Source organism: Gilliamella sp. M0364 (genome assembly GCF_016100565.1).
GTDB lineage: Bacteria > Pseudomonadota > Gammaproteobacteria > Enterobacterales > Orbaceae > Gilliamella > Gilliamella apis.
The window spans coordinates 54,443-71,301 of record NZ_JACFSF010000005.1 but is presented as its reverse complement, the minus strand read 5'-3'; the positions used below and the strand labels follow the sequence as shown (position 1 = coordinate 71,301).

Genomic DNA, 16,859 nt, shown 5'->3' with positions numbered 1-16,859 from the left:
AATTTTTTTTGTAATTAGTTTTTTCCGTATAATGAAATATAGTTCTTTTTATGGGAATTTTTAATGTTATTAATTAAGAGGTAAATATGATTTATTACATTCCACCGGTTAATCTTTTGGGTAAAGGATGCTTATCTGAATTAGGTGTACCGGTTAAAAAACTAAATTGCCGAAAAGCATTTGTTGTTAGTGATAAGTTTTTAGTGGGTAATGGTACTGTAGATAGAGTAGTAGATATATTGGCAAAAGAGGGGATTGAATCGGTTATTTTTTACGATGTAAAACCAAATCCAACCGTTACCAATGTTGAAAATGCACTAAAATTATGTCAAGAATCTAAATGTGATTTTATTGTCTCAATTGGTGGTGGGTCGCCACAAGATTGTGGTAAAGCCGTTGCTGTGTTGGCGACGAATGGTGGTAAAATTACTGATTATGAAGGGATGCATAAAAGTAAACATAAATGTTTACCGATTGTGGCAATAGCAACAACTGCTGGTACCTCTGCCGAAGTTACCATCAATTACGTGATTACTGATGAGAGTAGACATGTCAAAATGATTATGGTGGATCCAAATACATTGGCGTCAATAACAGTTAGTGATCCCGATTTAATGATTTCTAAACCAGCAAATTTAACCGCAGCAACCGGTATGGATGCGTTAACTCATGCAATAGAAGCGGTGGTTGCTAAAGGGGCGATGGATGTCACTGATTCGACCGCACTATATGCAATTGGTCAAACCTTTAAATATTTAGCGCGCGCGGTTAAAAATGGTAACGATATTGAAGCCAGAGAACAAATGAGTTATGCCTGCTTTTTAAACGGTATTGCTTTTAGTAATGCTGGTTTAGGTAATGTGCATGCGATGGCTCATCAACTTGGAGGTCTTTATGATTTACCTCATGGGGTATGTAATGCAATGTTATTGTCGGTAGTTGAAGAAGAAAATGCTAAACATGCACCAGAAAAATTTAGAGTTATTGCTGAAACAATCGGATTGGATACTAAAAATAAAACAGATCAAGAGTGTGTTGATTATGTGATAAAAAGGATCAAAGATTTGGCTCAAGAGGTAGGTATTCCTAAATCCTTAAAAGAAATTAGTGTTGATAATCCAGATTTTGAATTATTGGCTGAAAATTCGATGAAAGATGCTTGTGCCGGAGCAAATCCAGTATTTTTTGATAAACAAAAACTGATTGAGTTATTTAAAAAAATAGCGTAGCAGTTAATTTATCCAATGAGTCAAAATAATATTGAATCATAATGATTCAATATTATTAAAACTTATCAGTCAATTGTTGGCATGCATCACGTACTAATTGTGAATATTTATCGATTTTATCCACAGGTAGTTGAAAAAGAACACCCGAAATACTGATAGCTGCGATGGGTTCGTTATTTTTATTGAAGATTGGTGCTGCAATACAATGAACACCTTGAACATCTTCCTGATTATCATAGGCCCAACCTTGCGAGCGAATTTTCGCAAGCTCTTTTTTTAACTGTTTCTTGCTGGTTATTGTTGTGTCGGTATATTTGATTAATTTATCTTCGGGAATAAGTTGATCAATTTTTTCTTCTGGTAACCAAGCTATTAATGCTTTACCAATACCTGAACTATGTAAAGGCAATTTTTTACCAATCCAAGTACGAATACCAATAGCCTGATCATTTTCAATTTTAGCAATATAAACAGAATAAAGACCATCAAGAACACCTAAATGGCAGGTCAAATTGGTTTTATCTCGCAGTTTAATCATTAAAGGTTCGGCTATTTTAGTGATATCAAACTGTTCTAGAGATTTATCTCCCCATTCATGCAATTTTAACCCAAGATAATACTTATTTTGATCTTGTCGCAAAATACCATGCATGACTAAGGCATTTAATAGTGTTGATGTACTGCTTTTAGGTAAATTGAGATCTTGAAATATTTGACTAAAAGTAGCCCCTCTGTGGTTATCTAAATAATCACAAATACGGACAATTTTATCTAATGCTGGTACAAGTGTTTGAATATTGGGCATGAAATATCCTAATATAATAATGTAAGAAATATATTTATTTTATTGATACTAATTGTTTAGAAAAACATATTTTGAACGGTTTAGTGTATTAAGTGTCTTATCTTTAACATTATATTCAAGTTACTTGATAAGGAAAAGAAAATAACTTTTATTATTTTCCTGTTTAGTGTATTTAAATCGATAAATCCTTATCTTGCATCATGTTAGGCATAGTTATATTATGAGTAGCAATGCTATATTATTTAAGGAATGAGTTATGTTAAAATCAATAGATCCAACCTCTACATCTTCTTGGAAATCCCTTCAAGCCAGTTATCAAAAACATCATAATAAAACTATAGCCGAAATATTAAAAGACGAGCCCAAGCGCGTCGAAAAACTGAGTATTCCGTTTGAGGATGAGTTTTTGGTTGATCTTTCAAAAAACCGTTTAACGCAAGAAACATTAGAAATTCTTTATCAGCTTGTGGATGAGTGTGATTTAGGTGGCGCAATTAAAGCGATGTATAGTGGTGAAAAAATTAATCGCACAGAAGATCGAGCCGTGTTACACGTTGCACTTCGTAATGTATCTAATACTCCAATTTATGTTGATGGCAAAAATGTTATGGATGATGTCAATGCAGTGCTTGCTAAGATGGAGTCCTTTAGTAAAAAAGTGATTAGCGGTGAATGGAAAGGTTATACCGGCAAGGCTATCACCGATGTTGTTAATATCGGCATTGGTGGTTCAGATTTAGGACCTCACATGATTACTGAAGCTCTTCGACCTTATAAAAACCATTTAACGATGCATTTTGTATCTAATGTTGATGGCACTCATATTGTAGAAGCGTTAAAAGATCTTAATCCAGAAACAACACTCTTTTTAGTTGCGTCGAAAACTTTTACAACTCAAGAAACGATGACTAATGCTCAAACTGCCCGTCAATGGTTACTTGATGCAGCTAAAGATGATAAAGCAGTAGCACTGCATTTTGTTGCATTATCAACTAATACTAAAGAAGTTGAAAAGTTTGGTATTGATACTGCTAATATGTTTGAATTTTGGGATTGGGTTGGTGGTCGCTATTCGTCTTGGTCGGCAATTGGTTTATCAATCGTTCTTTCTATTGGTTACGAAAACTTTAAACAGTTTTTAGCTGGTGGCCATGCAATGGATAAACACTTCCAAACAGCGCCGGTTGAGAAAAATATTCCAACATTACTTGCGTTAATTGGTCTTTGGTACAATAACTTCTGTGGCGCAGAAACTGAAGCAATTTTACCTTATGATCAATATATGCATCGTTTTGCTGCTTATTTCCAACAAGGTAATATGGAATCAAATGGTAAAAGCGTTGATCGTAATGGTAATAAAACGACTTATACTACTGGACCTATTATTTGGGGTGAACCTGGTACTAATGGCCAACATGCCTTCTATCAATTGATTCATCAAGGTACTAAACTGATTCCTTGTGATTTTATTGCACCAGCAATTAGCCATAATCCGGTTGGAGATCATCATCCTAAATTACTTTCAAATTTCTTTGCACAAACTGAAGCTTTAGCTTTTGGTAAAACTGAGCAACAGGTAGAACAAGAATTCCTTGCGGCTGGTAAAAGCCTTGATGAAGTTAAATCTATTATTCCTTTTAAAGTTTTTGCCGGTAATAAGCCAACCAACTCTATTTTAGTCAAAAAAATCACACCTTATGCATTAGGTGCATTAGTTGCTATGTATGAACACAAAATCTTCACACAAGGTGTTATTCTTAACATCTTTAGTTTTGATCAATGGGGTGTTGAACTAGGTAAACAGCTAGCTGGTCGTATTTTACCTGAATTAGCCGATGATAAACCTGTGAGTTCTCATGATGATTCAACTAACAACTTAATCAATCAATACAAGAAATGGCGTTAGAGCGAGTTTAACAATAGATAAAAAAACCTTCAGTTTTAACTGAAGGTTTTTATAGATGATTATTTTTTAATACGCATAATTGGCGTTTTACCTGCTTCAACAGAACCAGTTAGTTTGGTTAGTTCAACTACTGTTTCCATATTTGAAATTACAACAGGAGTTAAAACTGATTTAGCTTTACTTTCAAGTAACGGTAGATCAATTTCAATGATAGTATCACCAATTTTAACTTGTTGTCCTTCTTCAGCAACACGAGTAAAACCTTCACCTTTTAGTTCAACGGTATCTATACCAAAATGAACAAAAAGTTCAATACCTTCATCTGACTCAATCGCAAAAGCATGATTAGTTTCAAAAATTTTGCCAATTTTACCATTTAATGGTGCGACAATTTTGTTGCCAGATGGTTTAATTGCAACGCCATCACCAACGATTTTTTCAGCAAAAACAACATCAGGCACATCTTCGATTTTAACGATCTCTCCACTAAGAGGTGCTATAATTTCAATGCTATTTTTGTTATCGTCAGAGACAAACTGTTTTATTTTATCAAATAGCCCCATTATGGCCTCCTAACAAATTTGCTTTTCAGCAGTATATTTTTCAATTAAATCAGTTATTTCTTTAGCGGTTGCTTTTTCTAGTGCAGTTTCAGCAAATTTTTTCGCTTCTTCGTAATTGGTATTACGAATTAATTTTTTGATTTTAGGAATTGATACAGCACTCATACTAAACTCATCAAGTCCCATACCTAATAATAGGATAGTTGCTCTTTCATCACCAGCAAGTTCACCACACATTCCTGTCCATTTACCTTCTTGGTGAGAAGCATCAATGACATTTTTAATTAATGTTAACACTGATGGTGAAAACGGATTATAAAGATGTGAAATAAGCTCATTACCACGGTCAACAGCAAGTGTATATTGGGTTAAATCGTTAGTACCAATACTGAAGAAGTCAACTTCTTTAGCTAAGTGACGAGCAATAACTGCTGCTGCAGGGGTTTCAATCATAACTCCAATTTCGATTTCTTTATCAAACGCTTTACCTTCGGCGGTTAATTGTTCTTTAAGAATATTGATTTCAGATTTTAAGATACGAATTTCTTCAACTGAAATAATCATTGGGAACATGATACGTAATTTACCAAAGGCTGAAGCACGTAGAATTGCGCGTAATTGTGCATGTAATATCTCTTTACGATCTAAACAGATACGAATTGCACGCCAACCTAAGAATGGATTTTCTTCTTTTGGTAAATGCATATAAGGTACATCTTTGTCACCACCAATATCCATGGTACGAACAATAATTGATAAGCCATTAGTTGATTCGGCAACTTCTTTATATGCTTTGAATTGTTCTTCTTCATTAGGATACGCATCACGATCCATAAATAAGAACTCAGTACGATAAAGGCCAACACCTTCATAGCCATTGCGATCCGCACCGGCAATATCACGTACCGTACCGATATTGGCACAAATTTCCACTTGGTGACCATCAAGAGTTACCGCAGGTAAATCTTTTAATTTTGCTAATTCTTCTTTGTCAGCAATATATTTTGTTTGAACTTGTTTTAATTTTTCTTCAGTTGTGTGATCAGGATTAATATAGATTGCATTGTTAATCGCATCTAAAATAACAAAATCACCTTGTTTGATTGCTTGTGTTGCATTAGATGTACCAACAATTGCTGGAATTTCTAATGAACGAGCCATGATTGAGGTATGTGACGTACGGCCACCTGCATCAGTGATAAAGCCTAATACCATATCTAAATTTAATTGTGCAGTTTCTGATGGTGTTAAATCAGTTGCAACTAGGATACATGGTTGGCTAATAGCACTTAAATCAACAATTTCAATACCGAGAATGTTTTTCAATAGACGTTTGCCAATATCACGGATATCTGCAGCACGTTCTTTTAAATATTCGTCATCTAAGTTTTCTAACTCTTTTGCTTGCGTTTCAAATACAGATTGAACGGCAGCATCAGCACTTGAGTGTTTACTTTGGATACGAGAGATAACTTCTTGTTCAAGATCTTCATCTTCAAGAAGCATTATGTGACCTTCAAAAATAGCAGCTTTATCTTCACCTAATGTAGTTTTTGCTCTCTCCATGATAGCATTTAATTGTTCGCTTGATTTTTGACGAGCTTCTTTAAAGCGTTCGATTTCAGCATCAATTTTGTTATCAAGAATTTGCCTATTATTAATTACAATAGGTTCTTCTTTTAATAATAGCGCTTTTGCAAAAGCGATACCTGGGGAAACAAGTATACCTGATACCATAATATTTAATCCTTATTCAATATTAAAACCGTTCAATAATAATTGGGAGTATTATTCCAATTCAGGAATTAATTTTACTAGATGAGTTACTGCTTCTTTTTCATCTTCACCTTCGGCTGAAATAGTAATAGTTGTGCCTTGAGTTAAGCCTAATGTTTGTAATTTGAATAAGCTTTTAGCGCTAGCACTTTTTCCGTTTGATGTGACAGTAATTTCAGCATTAAAGTTTTTTGCTTCTTTTACAAATTGCGCAGCAGGGCGAGTATGAAGGCCATTCGATGCAGTAATGGTTACATCTTGTTTGTACATAATTATTTTACTCCCAAAAATATGTTTTTTCAGACGACAATATAAATAAAAACAGCGTGAAAGGCTAGTAAGATTTCACTGTTCTTTAACAATTCGCCCAATCTTGATGGTGATAAATCAACCAAGTTAGCCGATATTATTGTTAATATCGGTAAATTCGAGTGATTTTATCACGACATTTTTTAAATTCCACCTGCCCGTGAATTCCTCGTTTGATATTTTCAAACACAACTTCTTCACTACCATCAAGTTGTGAAGCTCGGATCTCTTCGTGGCAAAAAGATTCAAATTTTTCAAGCTCTTGTTCGCTGTTGCCTAAATGATAATTTTTAGGTAAATCTTGGCTAGTTATAGAGGTATTTGTTTGATTCTGTACATTAAGAACAATCACGCCTTTATTGGGCACCCATGAACTACATGCAGTTAATGACATAACAAAGAATAAAAATAGCGAGGGCAATGCTACGATCAATCTAAAAATGTTCAAAATATTTCCTTTATAAAGCACAATAACCTGTTTATTATTTATAGCTAGGCATAAATTATATACTATTAATCCGTGAAAGTGCAGGGGTGTGTTTTCACGGTATTTAAGACTAAGGTGGATCTAATGACTAATAGCAATAATTACAATGAACTTAATCGCCAACTTATCCAAAATAAAATCGGCATGACAGCGGCTGAACTACATGGTTTTTTATCAGGTATTTTAGCAGGAGGCAATCATGATGAAAGTTGGAAAATTTTAACTAAGGATATGTTAAATGATGGGCAAAGCATTGCTGAACCTTTAAACAAAGAAATTGAAAAATTATATCATTTAACAAAACAACAACTTATTGATGAAGATTTTGAGTTTCAATTGTTACTCGGCGATCAAGATCTATTTACTCAGATTGATGATTTAGTCGGATGGGTTAATCATTTTTTATTAGGAATTGGTTTGGTTCAACCTAAAATTAATCGGGTTAAAGGTGATGTTGGTGAAGCAATATATGACCTGAGACAAATCGTTAAGTTGGGTTATGATGAAAATGAAGATCAGCAAGAGTTAGGCTTTGCGTTTGAAGAAATTAAAGAATACGTTCGGATCACGGCGATGCTCTGTTTTGATGAGTTTAATGAATCTGATATAACCCCAACTATTCATTAATATCAGTATTATTGATTTTTAAGGTACAAGTTATGGTAGATATGTATAGCAAAACAGAACTTTTAGCGCGACGAAATAAATTATTGGCACAAATGGAGCAAAATAGTATCGCTTTGTTTTTCGCTTCACCAGAGGTTACGCGAAGCAATGATACTCACTATCCTTATCGGCAAGATAGTGATTTTTGGTATTTTACTTTTTTTGCTGAGCCAGAAGCACTATTGGCGGTAATAAAGGAATCTGATATTCAGGCTCGATACATATTATTTAACCGTAAAAAGGATCCTTTAGCGGAAACATGGACCGGATATCGGTTAGGTCAACAAGCTGCACTTGAAAAAGTTTTAGTAGATGAAGCCTATCTTTTTGATGAGATTGATGAGGTTTTGCCTAATTTAATCAATGGTAAAAAAGCTATTTATTATGCTGACCAGCTATATCATTATGCTGACGAGATAATTAAAAAAACGCTTAATACGCTACGGCAAGGCGGTCGATTAAAACTTTCAGCGCCAAGCATTGTTATTGATTGGCGACCAATCGTTCACGAAATGCGGATGTTTAAGTCTGAATATGAAATCGCCATTTTACGTCAAGCTTGTGAAATCAGTGCGCAGGCACATATTCGAGCAATGCAAAAATGTCAGCCCAATTGGTTTGAATATCAATTAGAAGCCGAAATTTTACACGAGTTTGCTCGGCGTGGTGCTCGTTGGCCGTCATATAACACTATTGTTGGTGGCGGAAATAATGGTTGTATATTGCATTATGAAAATAATAGTGACCAATTGAAAGATGGCGATTTAGTCTTAATTGATGCTGGTTGTGAATATCAATATTATGCCGGTGATATCACCCGTACATTTCCCATAAATGGTAAATTTAATCAGTCACAACGTGAAATATATGACATTGTGTTAACCGCACAATACGCGGCAATCAAATTATTACAACCAGGTACTTCAATATCAATAGTAAACCAACAAATTATTCGAATTATGGTTGAAGGTTTAGTTAAACTTGGCATTATGCAGGGCGATATCGAGACGTTAATTGCAAATAAAGCTTACATGGCATTTTATATGCATGGTTTAGGACATTGGCTAGGTATTGATGTGCATGATGTCGGTAGCGATCGTGATCGTATCCTTGCTCCAGGCATGGTGTTAACGGTTGAACCAGGGCTCTATATTAATCAAGAAGCCCATGTTCCTGAGCGTTATAAAGGAATCGGCATCCGTATAGAGGATAATATTTTAATTACTGATTCAGGCAATGAAGTTTTAACTGCAATGGTGCCTAAAGATCCTCAACAAATTGAGCAGTTAATGCAAGTCAATAAATAAACTTATGATCAAGTAAGGTGCAAATCAATAAATTAAGATTAGCACCATTAAGTTTTATTTTAAATAAATACTATTGAATGATAGTTATTGATTGATAAATGTCAGTTTAGCCGTTACCTAAACTAATTGAACTATCACGATTAAAGATAATCTTCATTTTGATATCTTTACCAGCAATTGGTTTGTATTTCCATGTTTTCATTGCTGTGATCACTGAGCGATTAAAAATATTATTGGGTTGAGCTTCAATAATTCTAATATTTTCAACTCGCCCTTCACTATTTACATCAAACATGACAATAACATGACCTTCTAAGCGCATGTCTAGAGCTCTTCTTGGATATTCTGGGCGATTTCGGCTAATCGGTGTTGGAGTACCCGAATATTGCTGACTATCAGAAATTTTAGGTGCTACTGATGTTTTTGCCGTATTATCACTAATTGCTTCTTGTCTAACTTGTTGATGAGAAGCTTTTTGTGTAGGTGGCTTTTTCTTTTTTGGTTTCGGTTTTGGTTCTGGTTTTACTATTGTTGGTTTATCCGGTTCAACAGTAGGTTTTTCGGGTTCTTTTTCCGGTGTTGGCTCAGGTGTTTCTTCTTTAACAACTTCAGGTTCTACAACAGGCTCAACGGGTTGCTCTTCAATAGGTTTATTATCTATGATTTCACTGTTTTCAGCACCTTGAATATCAGGCGTATTTTCAACTAATGATTGTTCTGGGGCTGCTAACTGAGTAAGGTCAACCATTACGGCTTTAATTGAATCATCACCTTCATCAATCATAATATTATTTGCGAACAATGCCGAGCTAAATAATAATCCTAATAAAAGTAGATGAGATATCACAGCAACAGATGCAAATACGTATATATAATCATCCTTTTGCTTATTTGCAGCAGATGATTGCGGCTCTTTTTCTGTGTTGATATCTATATCAAAATTGATCTTCATAACAGTAATAATTTTTCCCTTAGGGTGTGTATTCTAAATGAAAATGCTTATCATTTGTAGTATTTTTTTAAATATGATTTATCAATAACTTGTTGCATAAAAATATTTATCAGATAATAGTAAGTAAATATCTCTCATTTGTAGTGGTTAGACTGATGAATAATCTATCGATAAAACAAATACTCGATCTAGTACAAGAAGATTTAGTGAAGGTTAATCAGGCAATACAAGCAGAGCTTAGCTCTGATGTTGTATTAATCAATCAATTAGGTAATTACATTATAAGTAGTGGTGGTAAACGTATTCGTCCAATCATTGCCTTGCTCATTGCTAAAGCACTGAATTATCAGGGTAATAAACATATTATAACGGCTGCCTTTATCGAATTTATTCACACAGCAACTTTATTGCATGATGATGTTGTTGATGAGTCAGATTTACGGCGAGGAAAATCAACAGCTAATGCATTATTTGGTAATGCTGCTAGTGTTCTAGTGGGCGATTATATTTATACTCGTTCTTTTCAAATGATGGTTCGTACCGAATCATTTAAAGTATTACAAATTATGTCTGAAGCCACAAATGTTATTGCAGAAGGTGAAGTTCAACAACTACTTAATTGTAATGATCCTGATATTACTAAAGAACAATATCTACAAGTCATATATCGTAAAACAGCAAGACTATTTGAAGCGACTTCTCATTCCGCAGCGGTTCTTGCTGAAGCAACTCCAGAACAAGAATTTGCCTTGCAAGAATATGGAAAATATTTAGGTACTGCTTTTCAAATTATTGATGACTTATTAGATTATAGTGCCGATAGTAATCAAAAATTGGGTAAAAATTTGGGTGATGATCTTAATGAGGGTAAACCGACATTACCACTATTACATGCTATGCATCACGCTAACGCGCAGGATGCGGCTTTAATTCGGCAAGCGATTGAACAAGGAAATGGTCGTCATTTGTTAGAGCATGTTTTAGCTGTGATGAAATCATGCGGATCGCTTGTATTTACTTTAAAAATAGCCCAGCAAGAGGCGAACAAAGCGTTTAATGTGATTTCAATTTTACCAGATTCTCCTTATAAAAAAGCATTACAAGATCTGGCATTGTTATCAGTAAAAAGGGAAAACTAACAGTGAAGTTTATTTGATAATTTTAAATACATTATTTATACAATTTGTTTAATTAACACTGTTTTTACTATAGATGGTGAAAATTTTAAATTGAATTTTATTATGTTATGCAAACAATTTGTTCCCTTTTTATAACAATCCCATTGTTCAAATAAGGTTATTATTATGTTCAAAAGATCTTGGCCAGTTTTATTAATTTTTGTATCAATGATTTCTGTACAATCAAGTGCTTCATTTGCTAAATATTTGTTCCCAATACTTGGACCAGAAGCAATGACTGCGTGGCGTTTATTTTTTTCCTCTATTTTATTGGTCATAATCTTTAAACCATGGCGTAAAAAGATTTCAAAATCAGCAATTAAATATATTATTTTGTATGGTATTGCCATGGGTTGCATGAATTTATCTTTTTATAATGCTATCTCTCGTATTCCTTTAGGTATTGCTGTCGCAATTGAATTAACCGGCCCAATTATGGTGGCTATGTTTTCCGGTCGACGATTAACCGATTTTATTTGGTTAGGTATTGCTATAATTGGATTAGTTATGTTATTGCCTATTCATCAAGCAGCCAGTGACTTAGATCCGATTGGTCTTTTATTGGCTTTATGTGCTGGAAGTTGTTGGGCTGGTTATATTCTTTTTGGTCGTAAAGCTGGCGAAATATATGGTGCGCCAAGTGTTGCGCTTGGTTCGATTGTTGCTTCAGTACTACTCTTTCCAATTGGGGTATGGCAAAGTGGTAGTACAATGTTTTCCTTGGATATTTTGCCATTGGCTTTCATGGTTTCACTATTAGCGTCAGCGATTCCTTATGGCCTTGATATGGTTGCATTACCACGCTTACCAGCCCAAACTTTTAGTACCTTAATGAGTTTGTCACCGGTATTTGCGGCGTTTTCCGGATTAATTGTGTTGCACGAACAGTTAACACATTATCAATGGTTGGCTATTATGTTTATTATCGTTTCATCGATTGGAACGGTATTAACTATGCATCGGCCAAGTAAAATTAAAGCAGTAAATCGAGAGAATTAAGTTTATTGAAATACTATCGCGCCAAGCTGCGCGATAGTAATGAATTGAAAGAAAGAGAAAAGTAAAACGTTATCTCGGTGGGAAACCCATGCCTCCGCCCATTAAACCTTTCATTTGACGCATCATCTTCATCATGCCGCCACCTTTCATTTTTTTCATCATTTTTTGCATATCTTCAAACTGTTTAAGTAGTTTGTTGACATCTTGTACTTGTGTTCCTGATCCATTTGCAATACGGCGTTTGCGTGATCCTTTGATGATTTCCGGATTCGCTCGCTCTTTTAATGTCATAGAACCAATTATTGCTTCCATTTTGATGGTGATTTTGTCATCCATTTGCGCTTTAATATGATCCGGTAGCTGACCTACCCCCGGTAATTTAGCCAGCATGGCTCCCATTCCGCCCATATTACGCATCTGTTTAAGCTGATCTTGGAAATCATTGAAGTCAAATTTATCGCCTTTTTTTAACTTTTTAGCGATTTTTTCCGCTTTTTCACGATCAACATTACTCTGTAATTCTTCAATTAAAGAGAGAACATCTCCCATGCCTAAAATGCGCGAAGCAATGCGGTCAGGGTAAAAAGGCTCTAATGCATCCGTTTTTTCCCCCATCCCTAAAAACTTAATTGGTTTGCCAGTGATATGGCGGATGGATAATGCCGCACCACCACGAGCATCACCATCAACTTTAGTTAAAATGACACCGGTTAGTGGTAAGGCATCGTTAAATGCTTTAGCTGTATTGGCAGCATCTTGCCCGGTCATTGCATCGACAACAAATAGCGTTTCAATTGGATTGATTGCATCATGTAGTGCTTTGATTTCATCCATCATGTCGCTATCAACATGTAATCGACCAGCCGTATCGACAATCAGTACATCAAAAAATTGTAATTTCGCATGTGAAATTGCTTTATTAACAATATCAACCGGTTTTTGTTTTATATCTGATGGGAAGAACTCGACATCAATTGCTTTAGCAAGTGTTTCTAATTGTTTTATCGCTGCGGGTCGATAGACATCGGCAGAAACAACTAATACTTTCTTTTTTTGTTTTTCTTTTAAGAATTTTGCTAGTTTTGCAACGCTAGTTGTTTTACCTGCACCTTGTAAACCAGCCATTAGCATTACCGCTGGAGGCTGAGTAGCTAAGTTAAGTGAACTATTAACTTCACCCATTGCTGCAGTAAGTTCAGCTTGAACGATTTTAATAAATTCTTGGCCTGGGGTTAGCGTTTTATTCACGTCTAAACCGACGGCTTTTTGTTTAACTTGATTAATAAATTCTCGTACTACAGGTAGGGCAACATCAGCTTCAAGTAATGCCATTCGGACATCACGTAGTGCATCTTTGATATTATCTTCAGACAGACGCCCACGACCACTAATATTGCGGAATGTCTGCGATAAACGATCAGTTAAATTCTCAAACATACTAACTCTCAACAAATGAAAAAATTATCACCTATCATATCAGAAAATTTGCAGAAGTCCCATGCTCATAAATTTGTTATAACTTGACACAAAATTGTGTTCCTGTTGAAATGAGAGTCATAATAAATAAAAGGAGAAATTTATCTATGGCGAAAGTAGTTAATACCGATAAAGCCCCTGCAGCTATTGGTCCTTATGTGCAAGGTATTGATTTGGGCAATATGTTATTTGCATCAGGTCAAATCCCAATTAATCCAGCAACTGGTGAGATACCAACTTGTGTGAAAGAACAAGCTAAGCAAAGTTTAGCTAATGTTAAAGCAATTGTTACTGAGGCGGGTTATCAAGTTAAAAATATCGTTAAAACAACTATTTTTTTAGCTGATATGAATGATTTTGCTGATGTTAATAGTGTCTATGAAGCATTTTTTACCGAAAATCAAGCAAGCTTTCCAGCGCGTTCTTGTGTGCAAGTAGCTCGAATTCCGAAAGATGCTAAAGTTGAAATAGAAGTTATTGCTGTTAAATAAGTTTGCCAAAGTGATTAGCACCAATAGGTGCTAATGAAGCAAAAAAGTTGAGGAAAGGTTTTTTTGTGGCTTTTTTTGCTAAATATCCCTATTTTTTGTCACCAATTATGACGTTTTTCTATCTGAATCAGACTGTTAAACAGTCGATTTTATTTGCCTAAAATTATTTATATTTAAACTGTTATTTTGTGATTGATTGCCAATTAAGTTGGTGCAATAATCTACAATTATACATTGCTATTTATTGGTTAATTAGGTAGGAAAAATGTTTGAAAAAGTAGAGTCGTATGCTGGTGATCCAATTTTGTCATTAGTCGCAGAATTTAATAATGACAATCGTCAAGATAAGACTAATTTGAGTATTGGTTATTATTATGATGAAAACAGTCATGTTCCACAATTATCATGTATTAAAACGGCTCGTGATTATATTTATCAACATCAACAAGGTGCACAACTTTATTTACCAATGAGTGGTTTACCTAGTTATTGCCAAGCAATTCAATCACTGCTTTTTGGTGAAGATAATCCTGCTATTCTAACTAAAAGAATTGCGACTATTCAAACGCTAGGTGGATCAGGAGCCCTTAAAGTTGGTGCTGATTTTCTTTATCACTATTTTCCTAATTCTCAAGTATGGGTTAGTGATCCAACTTGGGAAAATCATATTGCTATTTTTAGTGGTGCAGGCTTTAAAGTAAATAAATATCCTTATTTTGACCCAGCAACTTGTGGTGTAAAATTTGACGCTATGCTAGATACATTAAATAGCTTGCCGGCTAAAAGTATCGTGCTATTACATCCTTGTTGTCATAATCCTACTGGCGTCGATTTAACACAGCAGCAGTGGGATAAAGTGATTGAAGTTTTACAAAATCGTGATCTTATCCCATTTATGGATATTGCTTATCAAGGTTTTGGTGAAAGTATCGAAAGCGATAGTTATGCAATCAAAAAAGTCGCTGAGAAAGGATTATGTGGTTTGATTAGTAATTCTTTTTCCAAAACGTTTTCACTGTATGGAGAACGGGTAGGTGGATTATCCGTATTATGTGATGATAACCAAGCGGCCAACCGAGTGTTTGGCCAATTACAAGCAACCGTTCGTCGAAATTATTCCAGTCCAGCTGCGTATGGTGCGCAACTGGTCTCATATGTATTAAATAATACGGAACTTAAAGCTTTATGGTTTAATGAAGTTCAAACCATGCGCAACCGTATTGTAACCATGCGTTCAACGCTAGTCGATTTATTAAAAACAGCCGTACCGACACAAAATTTTGATTATTTAGTTAAACAAAGAGGTATGTTTAGTTATACAGGTTTTTCTAAAGAGCAAGTCACACAGCTAAAAGATGATTTCGCCGTTTATTTGGTGGGCAGCGGAAGAATGTGTGTGGCGGGATTAAATCACCATAATATACATCGTGTAGCAGAAGCATTTGCCACAATAAAATCATAATGTGACTAACTAGAGGAGAATCACATGTTACGTAAAGTATTTATTTTAATGGTAAGTATTGCGATGACAACAATGGTAGTTGGTTGTAACACGTTTAAAGGTGTCGGTAAAGATGTTCAATCTGGCGGTAAAGCAATTACTAATACTGCTGAAAATGTTAGTGAAAAGATGTAAATAGTAGCTGGAGTTACTTATAAATATTTTATAAGTAAACAATAAATAATGATGTATCGTATTTTTAATATTTTCTTTATATTTTTACTTGTAGGGTGTGGTTCGTTGAATTTTCGAACTGCACCTTTAACAATGGAAAATTGCCAGTATCAAAATCGTTCTGGTATTGAATTTAAGCTAAACCAGCTTGAACCCAATCTTACAGAATATCCCCATATTTATCTCTCACAAAGTCGAGCGAGTAATCATTTACCAATAATTTATGTTGGTTTAAAAGGCAAATTAACCGGTCAAACTTTTGAGCGCGATTATCCAAAAGAGACATTTTGGCGGAGTCCTAATATATTTGAACGAGCATCAATGTATGATGATGGTTATGACGATTTGTATATCAGTGTTAAACAGAAAGAAGCTCGTGATCGTAAGGCAAAATTTGTGGTCAAAGAAGCGGTATTAGAAAACTGTCAGATTATCTATATTTCCATTGATTCTTTAGCTAAAGACAGGGATAATCCTTCATTAATTCAATCTGAGGATTTATCTATTTTAAATTAAGGATATTTGTATGTCTGATAACTTAACTCTCAAAGGATTAGGTGGTTGGCTCATTGTTGTTGCGATAAGATTATTTTTGAGTTGTATCACTAGTTTATTTTTGATTCTTTTTAGTAGTATTACCTTTATAAAATTGGCTAATCTTACTAATTCTATTTTTTATATTGAAAATCTTAATTGGATTTATCCATTAGAAATCGGTATGAATTTGATTATTATCTTTTTTAATATCTACTTACTTTATCTCTTTTTCACTAAAAATTATAAATTTCCATCTTTGATGATTTGTTTTGAACTGTTAGTTATTGTATTTATGCTTTTAGATCAGTTTATTACTCATCAATTTACCTCATTTAAAATTGAAAGCCGTGATTTGTTTCATATAGCCAAAAACATTATTTTGAGCATTATTTGCATTTCCTATATGCTTAATTCAAAGCGAGTTTATAACACGTTTGTTAATGGACATCGTAGAGAGGAAAATTATAACAATGTTATTAGTTAATTTATTTTTTTAAGGAATT

The 16,859-nt window shown here is 34.4% G+C and carries 18 protein-coding genes; 11 read left to right on the top strand and 7 right to left on the bottom strand.

The genetic code is table 11. The features are described 5' to 3' along the window. The first annotated feature begins 86 nt into the window (after nucleotides 1–86). A complete protein-coding gene (locus H3U96_RS08055) occupies nucleotides 87–1,229 on the top strand; it encodes an iron-containing alcohol dehydrogenase (RefSeq protein ID WP_086360341.1) in 1,143 nt (380 codons plus the stop codon). Between the two features lie 55 nt (nucleotides 1,230–1,284). Here H3U96_RS08055 and H3U96_RS08050 read toward each other — a convergent pair whose 3' ends face one another. After that, the gene (locus H3U96_RS08050) at nucleotides 1,285–2,034 is read right to left on the bottom strand and encodes an IclR family transcriptional regulator (protein WP_034901731.1); all 750 of its coding nucleotides are present in this window, start codon (nucleotides 2,032–2,034) and stop codon (nucleotides 1,285–1,287) included. A 256-nt stretch (nucleotides 2,035–2,290) separates the two neighbouring features. Here H3U96_RS08050 and pgi point away from each other — a divergent pair, with 256 nt between their 5' ends. Further along, complete coding sequence (gene pgi / locus H3U96_RS08045; RefSeq protein WP_065651706.1) at nucleotides 2,291–3,940, top strand: glucose-6-phosphate isomerase; 1,650 nt, start codon at nucleotides 2,291–2,293, stop codon at nucleotides 3,938–3,940. A 59-nt stretch (nucleotides 3,941–3,999) separates the two neighbouring features. On the opposite strand, the gene crr is transcribed toward pgi, so the two are convergent. From crr to H3U96_RS08025, 4 genes are all read right to left on the bottom strand, one after another. Beyond that, nucleotides 4,000–4,503, bottom strand: coding sequence for a PTS glucose transporter subunit IIA (crr, locus tag H3U96_RS08040; RefSeq protein ID WP_065578381.1), 504 nt, complete (start codon nucleotides 4,501–4,503; stop codon nucleotides 4,000–4,002). A 9-nt stretch (nucleotides 4,504–4,512) separates the two neighbouring features. After that, on the bottom strand, nucleotides 4,513–6,240 hold the full coding sequence (gene ptsI / locus H3U96_RS08035) for a phosphoenolpyruvate-protein phosphotransferase PtsI (protein ID WP_086360340.1): 1,728 nt from the start codon (nucleotides 6,238–6,240) through the stop codon (nucleotides 4,513–4,515). A 51-nt stretch (nucleotides 6,241–6,291) separates the two neighbouring features. After that, nucleotides 6,292–6,549, bottom strand: a complete 258-nt coding sequence (ptsH, locus tag H3U96_RS08030; RefSeq protein WP_034901724.1) for a phosphocarrier protein Hpr — start codon at nucleotides 6,547–6,549, stop codon at nucleotides 6,292–6,294. Between the two features lie 142 nt (nucleotides 6,550–6,691). Then, nucleotides 6,692–7,036, bottom strand: a complete 345-nt coding sequence (locus tag H3U96_RS08025; protein WP_034901722.1) for a hypothetical protein — start codon at nucleotides 7,034–7,036, stop codon at nucleotides 6,692–6,694. 123 nt (nucleotides 7,037–7,159) lie between these two features. Between H3U96_RS08025 and H3U96_RS08020 the strand changes: the two genes are divergently transcribed. Both H3U96_RS08020 and pepP read left to right on the top strand, forming a co-directional pair. After that, complete coding sequence (locus tag H3U96_RS08020; RefSeq protein ID WP_034901720.1) at nucleotides 7,160–7,702, top strand: UPF0149 family protein; 543 nt, start codon at nucleotides 7,160–7,162, stop codon at nucleotides 7,700–7,702. 32 nt (nucleotides 7,703–7,734) lie between these two features. Then, nucleotides 7,735–9,048 (top strand): Xaa-Pro aminopeptidase, encoded by a 1,314-nt coding sequence (pepP, locus tag H3U96_RS08015; protein WP_232347769.1) that lies wholly within the window; start codon nucleotides 7,735–7,737, stop codon nucleotides 9,046–9,048. Nucleotides 9,049–9,154: 106 nt separating this feature from the next. Here the strand turns inward: pepP and H3U96_RS08010 are convergent, their stop codons facing one another. Continuing rightward, nucleotides 9,155–10,000, bottom strand: coding sequence for a TonB family protein (locus H3U96_RS08010; RefSeq protein ID WP_065578378.1), 846 nt, complete (start codon nucleotides 9,998–10,000; stop codon nucleotides 9,155–9,157). 155 nt (nucleotides 10,001–10,155) lie between these two features. On the opposite strand from H3U96_RS08010, the gene ispB reads away from it, so the two are divergent. Together ispB and H3U96_RS08000 are read left to right on the top strand one after the other, a co-directional pair. Then, nucleotides 10,156–11,139, top strand: coding sequence for an octaprenyl diphosphate synthase (gene ispB, locus H3U96_RS08005; RefSeq protein ID WP_086360338.1), 984 nt, complete (start codon nucleotides 10,156–10,158; stop codon nucleotides 11,137–11,139). A 165-nt stretch (nucleotides 11,140–11,304) separates the two neighbouring features. Continuing rightward, nucleotides 11,305–12,177: an EamA family transporter gene (locus H3U96_RS08000; protein WP_086360337.1), complete on the top strand. Its 873-nt coding sequence runs from the start codon at nucleotides 11,305–11,307 to the stop codon at nucleotides 12,175–12,177. A gap of 69 nt (nucleotides 12,178–12,246) precedes the next feature. Here H3U96_RS08000 and ffh read toward each other — a convergent pair whose 3' ends face one another. Then, nucleotides 12,247–13,614: a signal recognition particle protein gene (ffh, locus tag H3U96_RS07995; RefSeq protein WP_034901714.1), complete on the bottom strand. Its 1,368-nt coding sequence runs from the start codon at nucleotides 13,612–13,614 to the stop codon at nucleotides 12,247–12,249. Nucleotides 13,615–13,760: 146 nt separating this feature from the next. Here ffh and H3U96_RS07990 point away from each other — a divergent pair, with 146 nt between their 5' ends. The 5 genes from H3U96_RS07990 (at nucleotide 13,761) to H3U96_RS07970 (ending at nucleotide 16,840) form a co-directional block, all read left to right on the top strand. Continuing rightward, nucleotides 13,761–14,144 carry a RidA family protein gene (locus H3U96_RS07990; RefSeq protein ID WP_086320882.1) on the top strand — a complete coding sequence of 128 codons (384 nt, stop codon included), beginning with the start codon at nucleotides 13,761–13,763 and terminating at the stop codon, nucleotides 14,142–14,144. Between the two features lie 265 nt (nucleotides 14,145–14,409). Then, a complete protein-coding gene (locus tag H3U96_RS07985; protein ID WP_086360335.1) occupies nucleotides 14,410–15,606 on the top strand; it encodes an amino acid aminotransferase in 1,197 nt (398 codons plus the stop codon). Between the two features lie 24 nt (nucleotides 15,607–15,630). Further along, nucleotides 15,631–15,780 carry an entericidin A/B family lipoprotein gene (locus H3U96_RS07980; protein WP_065578372.1) on the top strand — a complete coding sequence of 50 codons (150 nt, stop codon included), beginning with the start codon at nucleotides 15,631–15,633 and terminating at the stop codon, nucleotides 15,778–15,780. A 105-nt stretch (nucleotides 15,781–15,885) separates the two neighbouring features. Then, nucleotides 15,886–16,335, top strand: coding sequence for a hypothetical protein (locus H3U96_RS07975; RefSeq protein WP_198196234.1), 450 nt, complete (start codon nucleotides 15,886–15,888; stop codon nucleotides 16,333–16,335). A gap of 10 nt (nucleotides 16,336–16,345) precedes the next feature. After that, a complete protein-coding gene (locus tag H3U96_RS07970) occupies nucleotides 16,346–16,840 on the top strand; it encodes a DUF2569 domain-containing protein (RefSeq protein ID WP_034901705.1) in 495 nt (164 codons plus the stop codon). Nucleotides 16,841–16,859 lie beyond the last annotated feature (19 nt).

Excerpts from the sequence above, each read along its gene's own strand:
- H3U96_RS08000 (WP_086360337.1), top strand. The coding sequence starts at position 11,305 with ATGTTCAAAAGATCTTGGCCAGTTTTATTAATTTTTGTATCAATGATT.
- H3U96_RS07980 (WP_065578372.1), top strand. The coding sequence starts at position 15,631 with ATGTTACGTAAAGTATTTATTTTAATGGTAAGTATTGCGATGACAACA.
- H3U96_RS08055 (WP_086360341.1), top strand. The coding sequence starts at position 87 with ATGATTTATTACATTCCACCGGTTAATCTTTTGGGTAAAGGATGCTTA.
- H3U96_RS07985 (WP_086360335.1), top strand. The coding sequence starts at position 14,410 with ATGTTTGAAAAAGTAGAGTCGTATGCTGGTGATCCAATTTTGTCATTA.
- H3U96_RS07990 (WP_086320882.1), top strand. The coding sequence starts at position 13,761 with ATGGCGAAAGTAGTTAATACCGATAAAGCCCCTGCAGCTATTGGTCCT.
- ptsH (WP_034901724.1), bottom strand. The coding sequence starts at position 6,549 with ATGTACAAACAAGATGTAACCATTACTGCATCGAATGGCCTTCATACT.
- H3U96_RS08010 (WP_065578378.1), bottom strand. The coding sequence starts at position 10,000 with ATGAAGATCAATTTTGATATAGATATCAACACAGAAAAAGAGCCGCAA.
- H3U96_RS07970 (WP_034901705.1), top strand. The coding sequence starts at position 16,346 with ATGTCTGATAACTTAACTCTCAAAGGATTAGGTGGTTGGCTCATTGTT.
- pgi (WP_065651706.1), top strand. The coding sequence starts at position 2,291 with ATGTTAAAATCAATAGATCCAACCTCTACATCTTCTTGGAAATCCCTT.
- H3U96_RS08020 (WP_034901720.1), top strand. The coding sequence starts at position 7,160 with ATGACTAATAGCAATAATTACAATGAACTTAATCGCCAACTTATCCAA.
- crr (WP_065578381.1), bottom strand. The coding sequence starts at position 4,503 with ATGGGGCTATTTGATAAAATAAAACAGTTTGTCTCTGACGATAACAAA.
- pepP (WP_232347769.1), top strand. The coding sequence starts at position 7,735 with ATGGTAGATATGTATAGCAAAACAGAACTTTTAGCGCGACGAAATAAA.
- ptsI (WP_086360340.1), bottom strand. The coding sequence starts at position 6,240 with ATGGTATCAGGTATACTTGTTTCCCCAGGTATCGCTTTTGCAAAAGCG.
- ispB (WP_086360338.1), top strand. The coding sequence starts at position 10,156 with ATGAATAATCTATCGATAAAACAAATACTCGATCTAGTACAAGAAGAT.
- ffh (WP_034901714.1), bottom strand. The coding sequence starts at position 13,614 with ATGTTTGAGAATTTAACTGATCGTTTATCGCAGACATTCCGCAATATT.
- H3U96_RS08050 (WP_034901731.1), bottom strand. The coding sequence starts at position 2,034 with ATGCCCAATATTCAAACACTTGTACCAGCATTAGATAAAATTGTCCGT.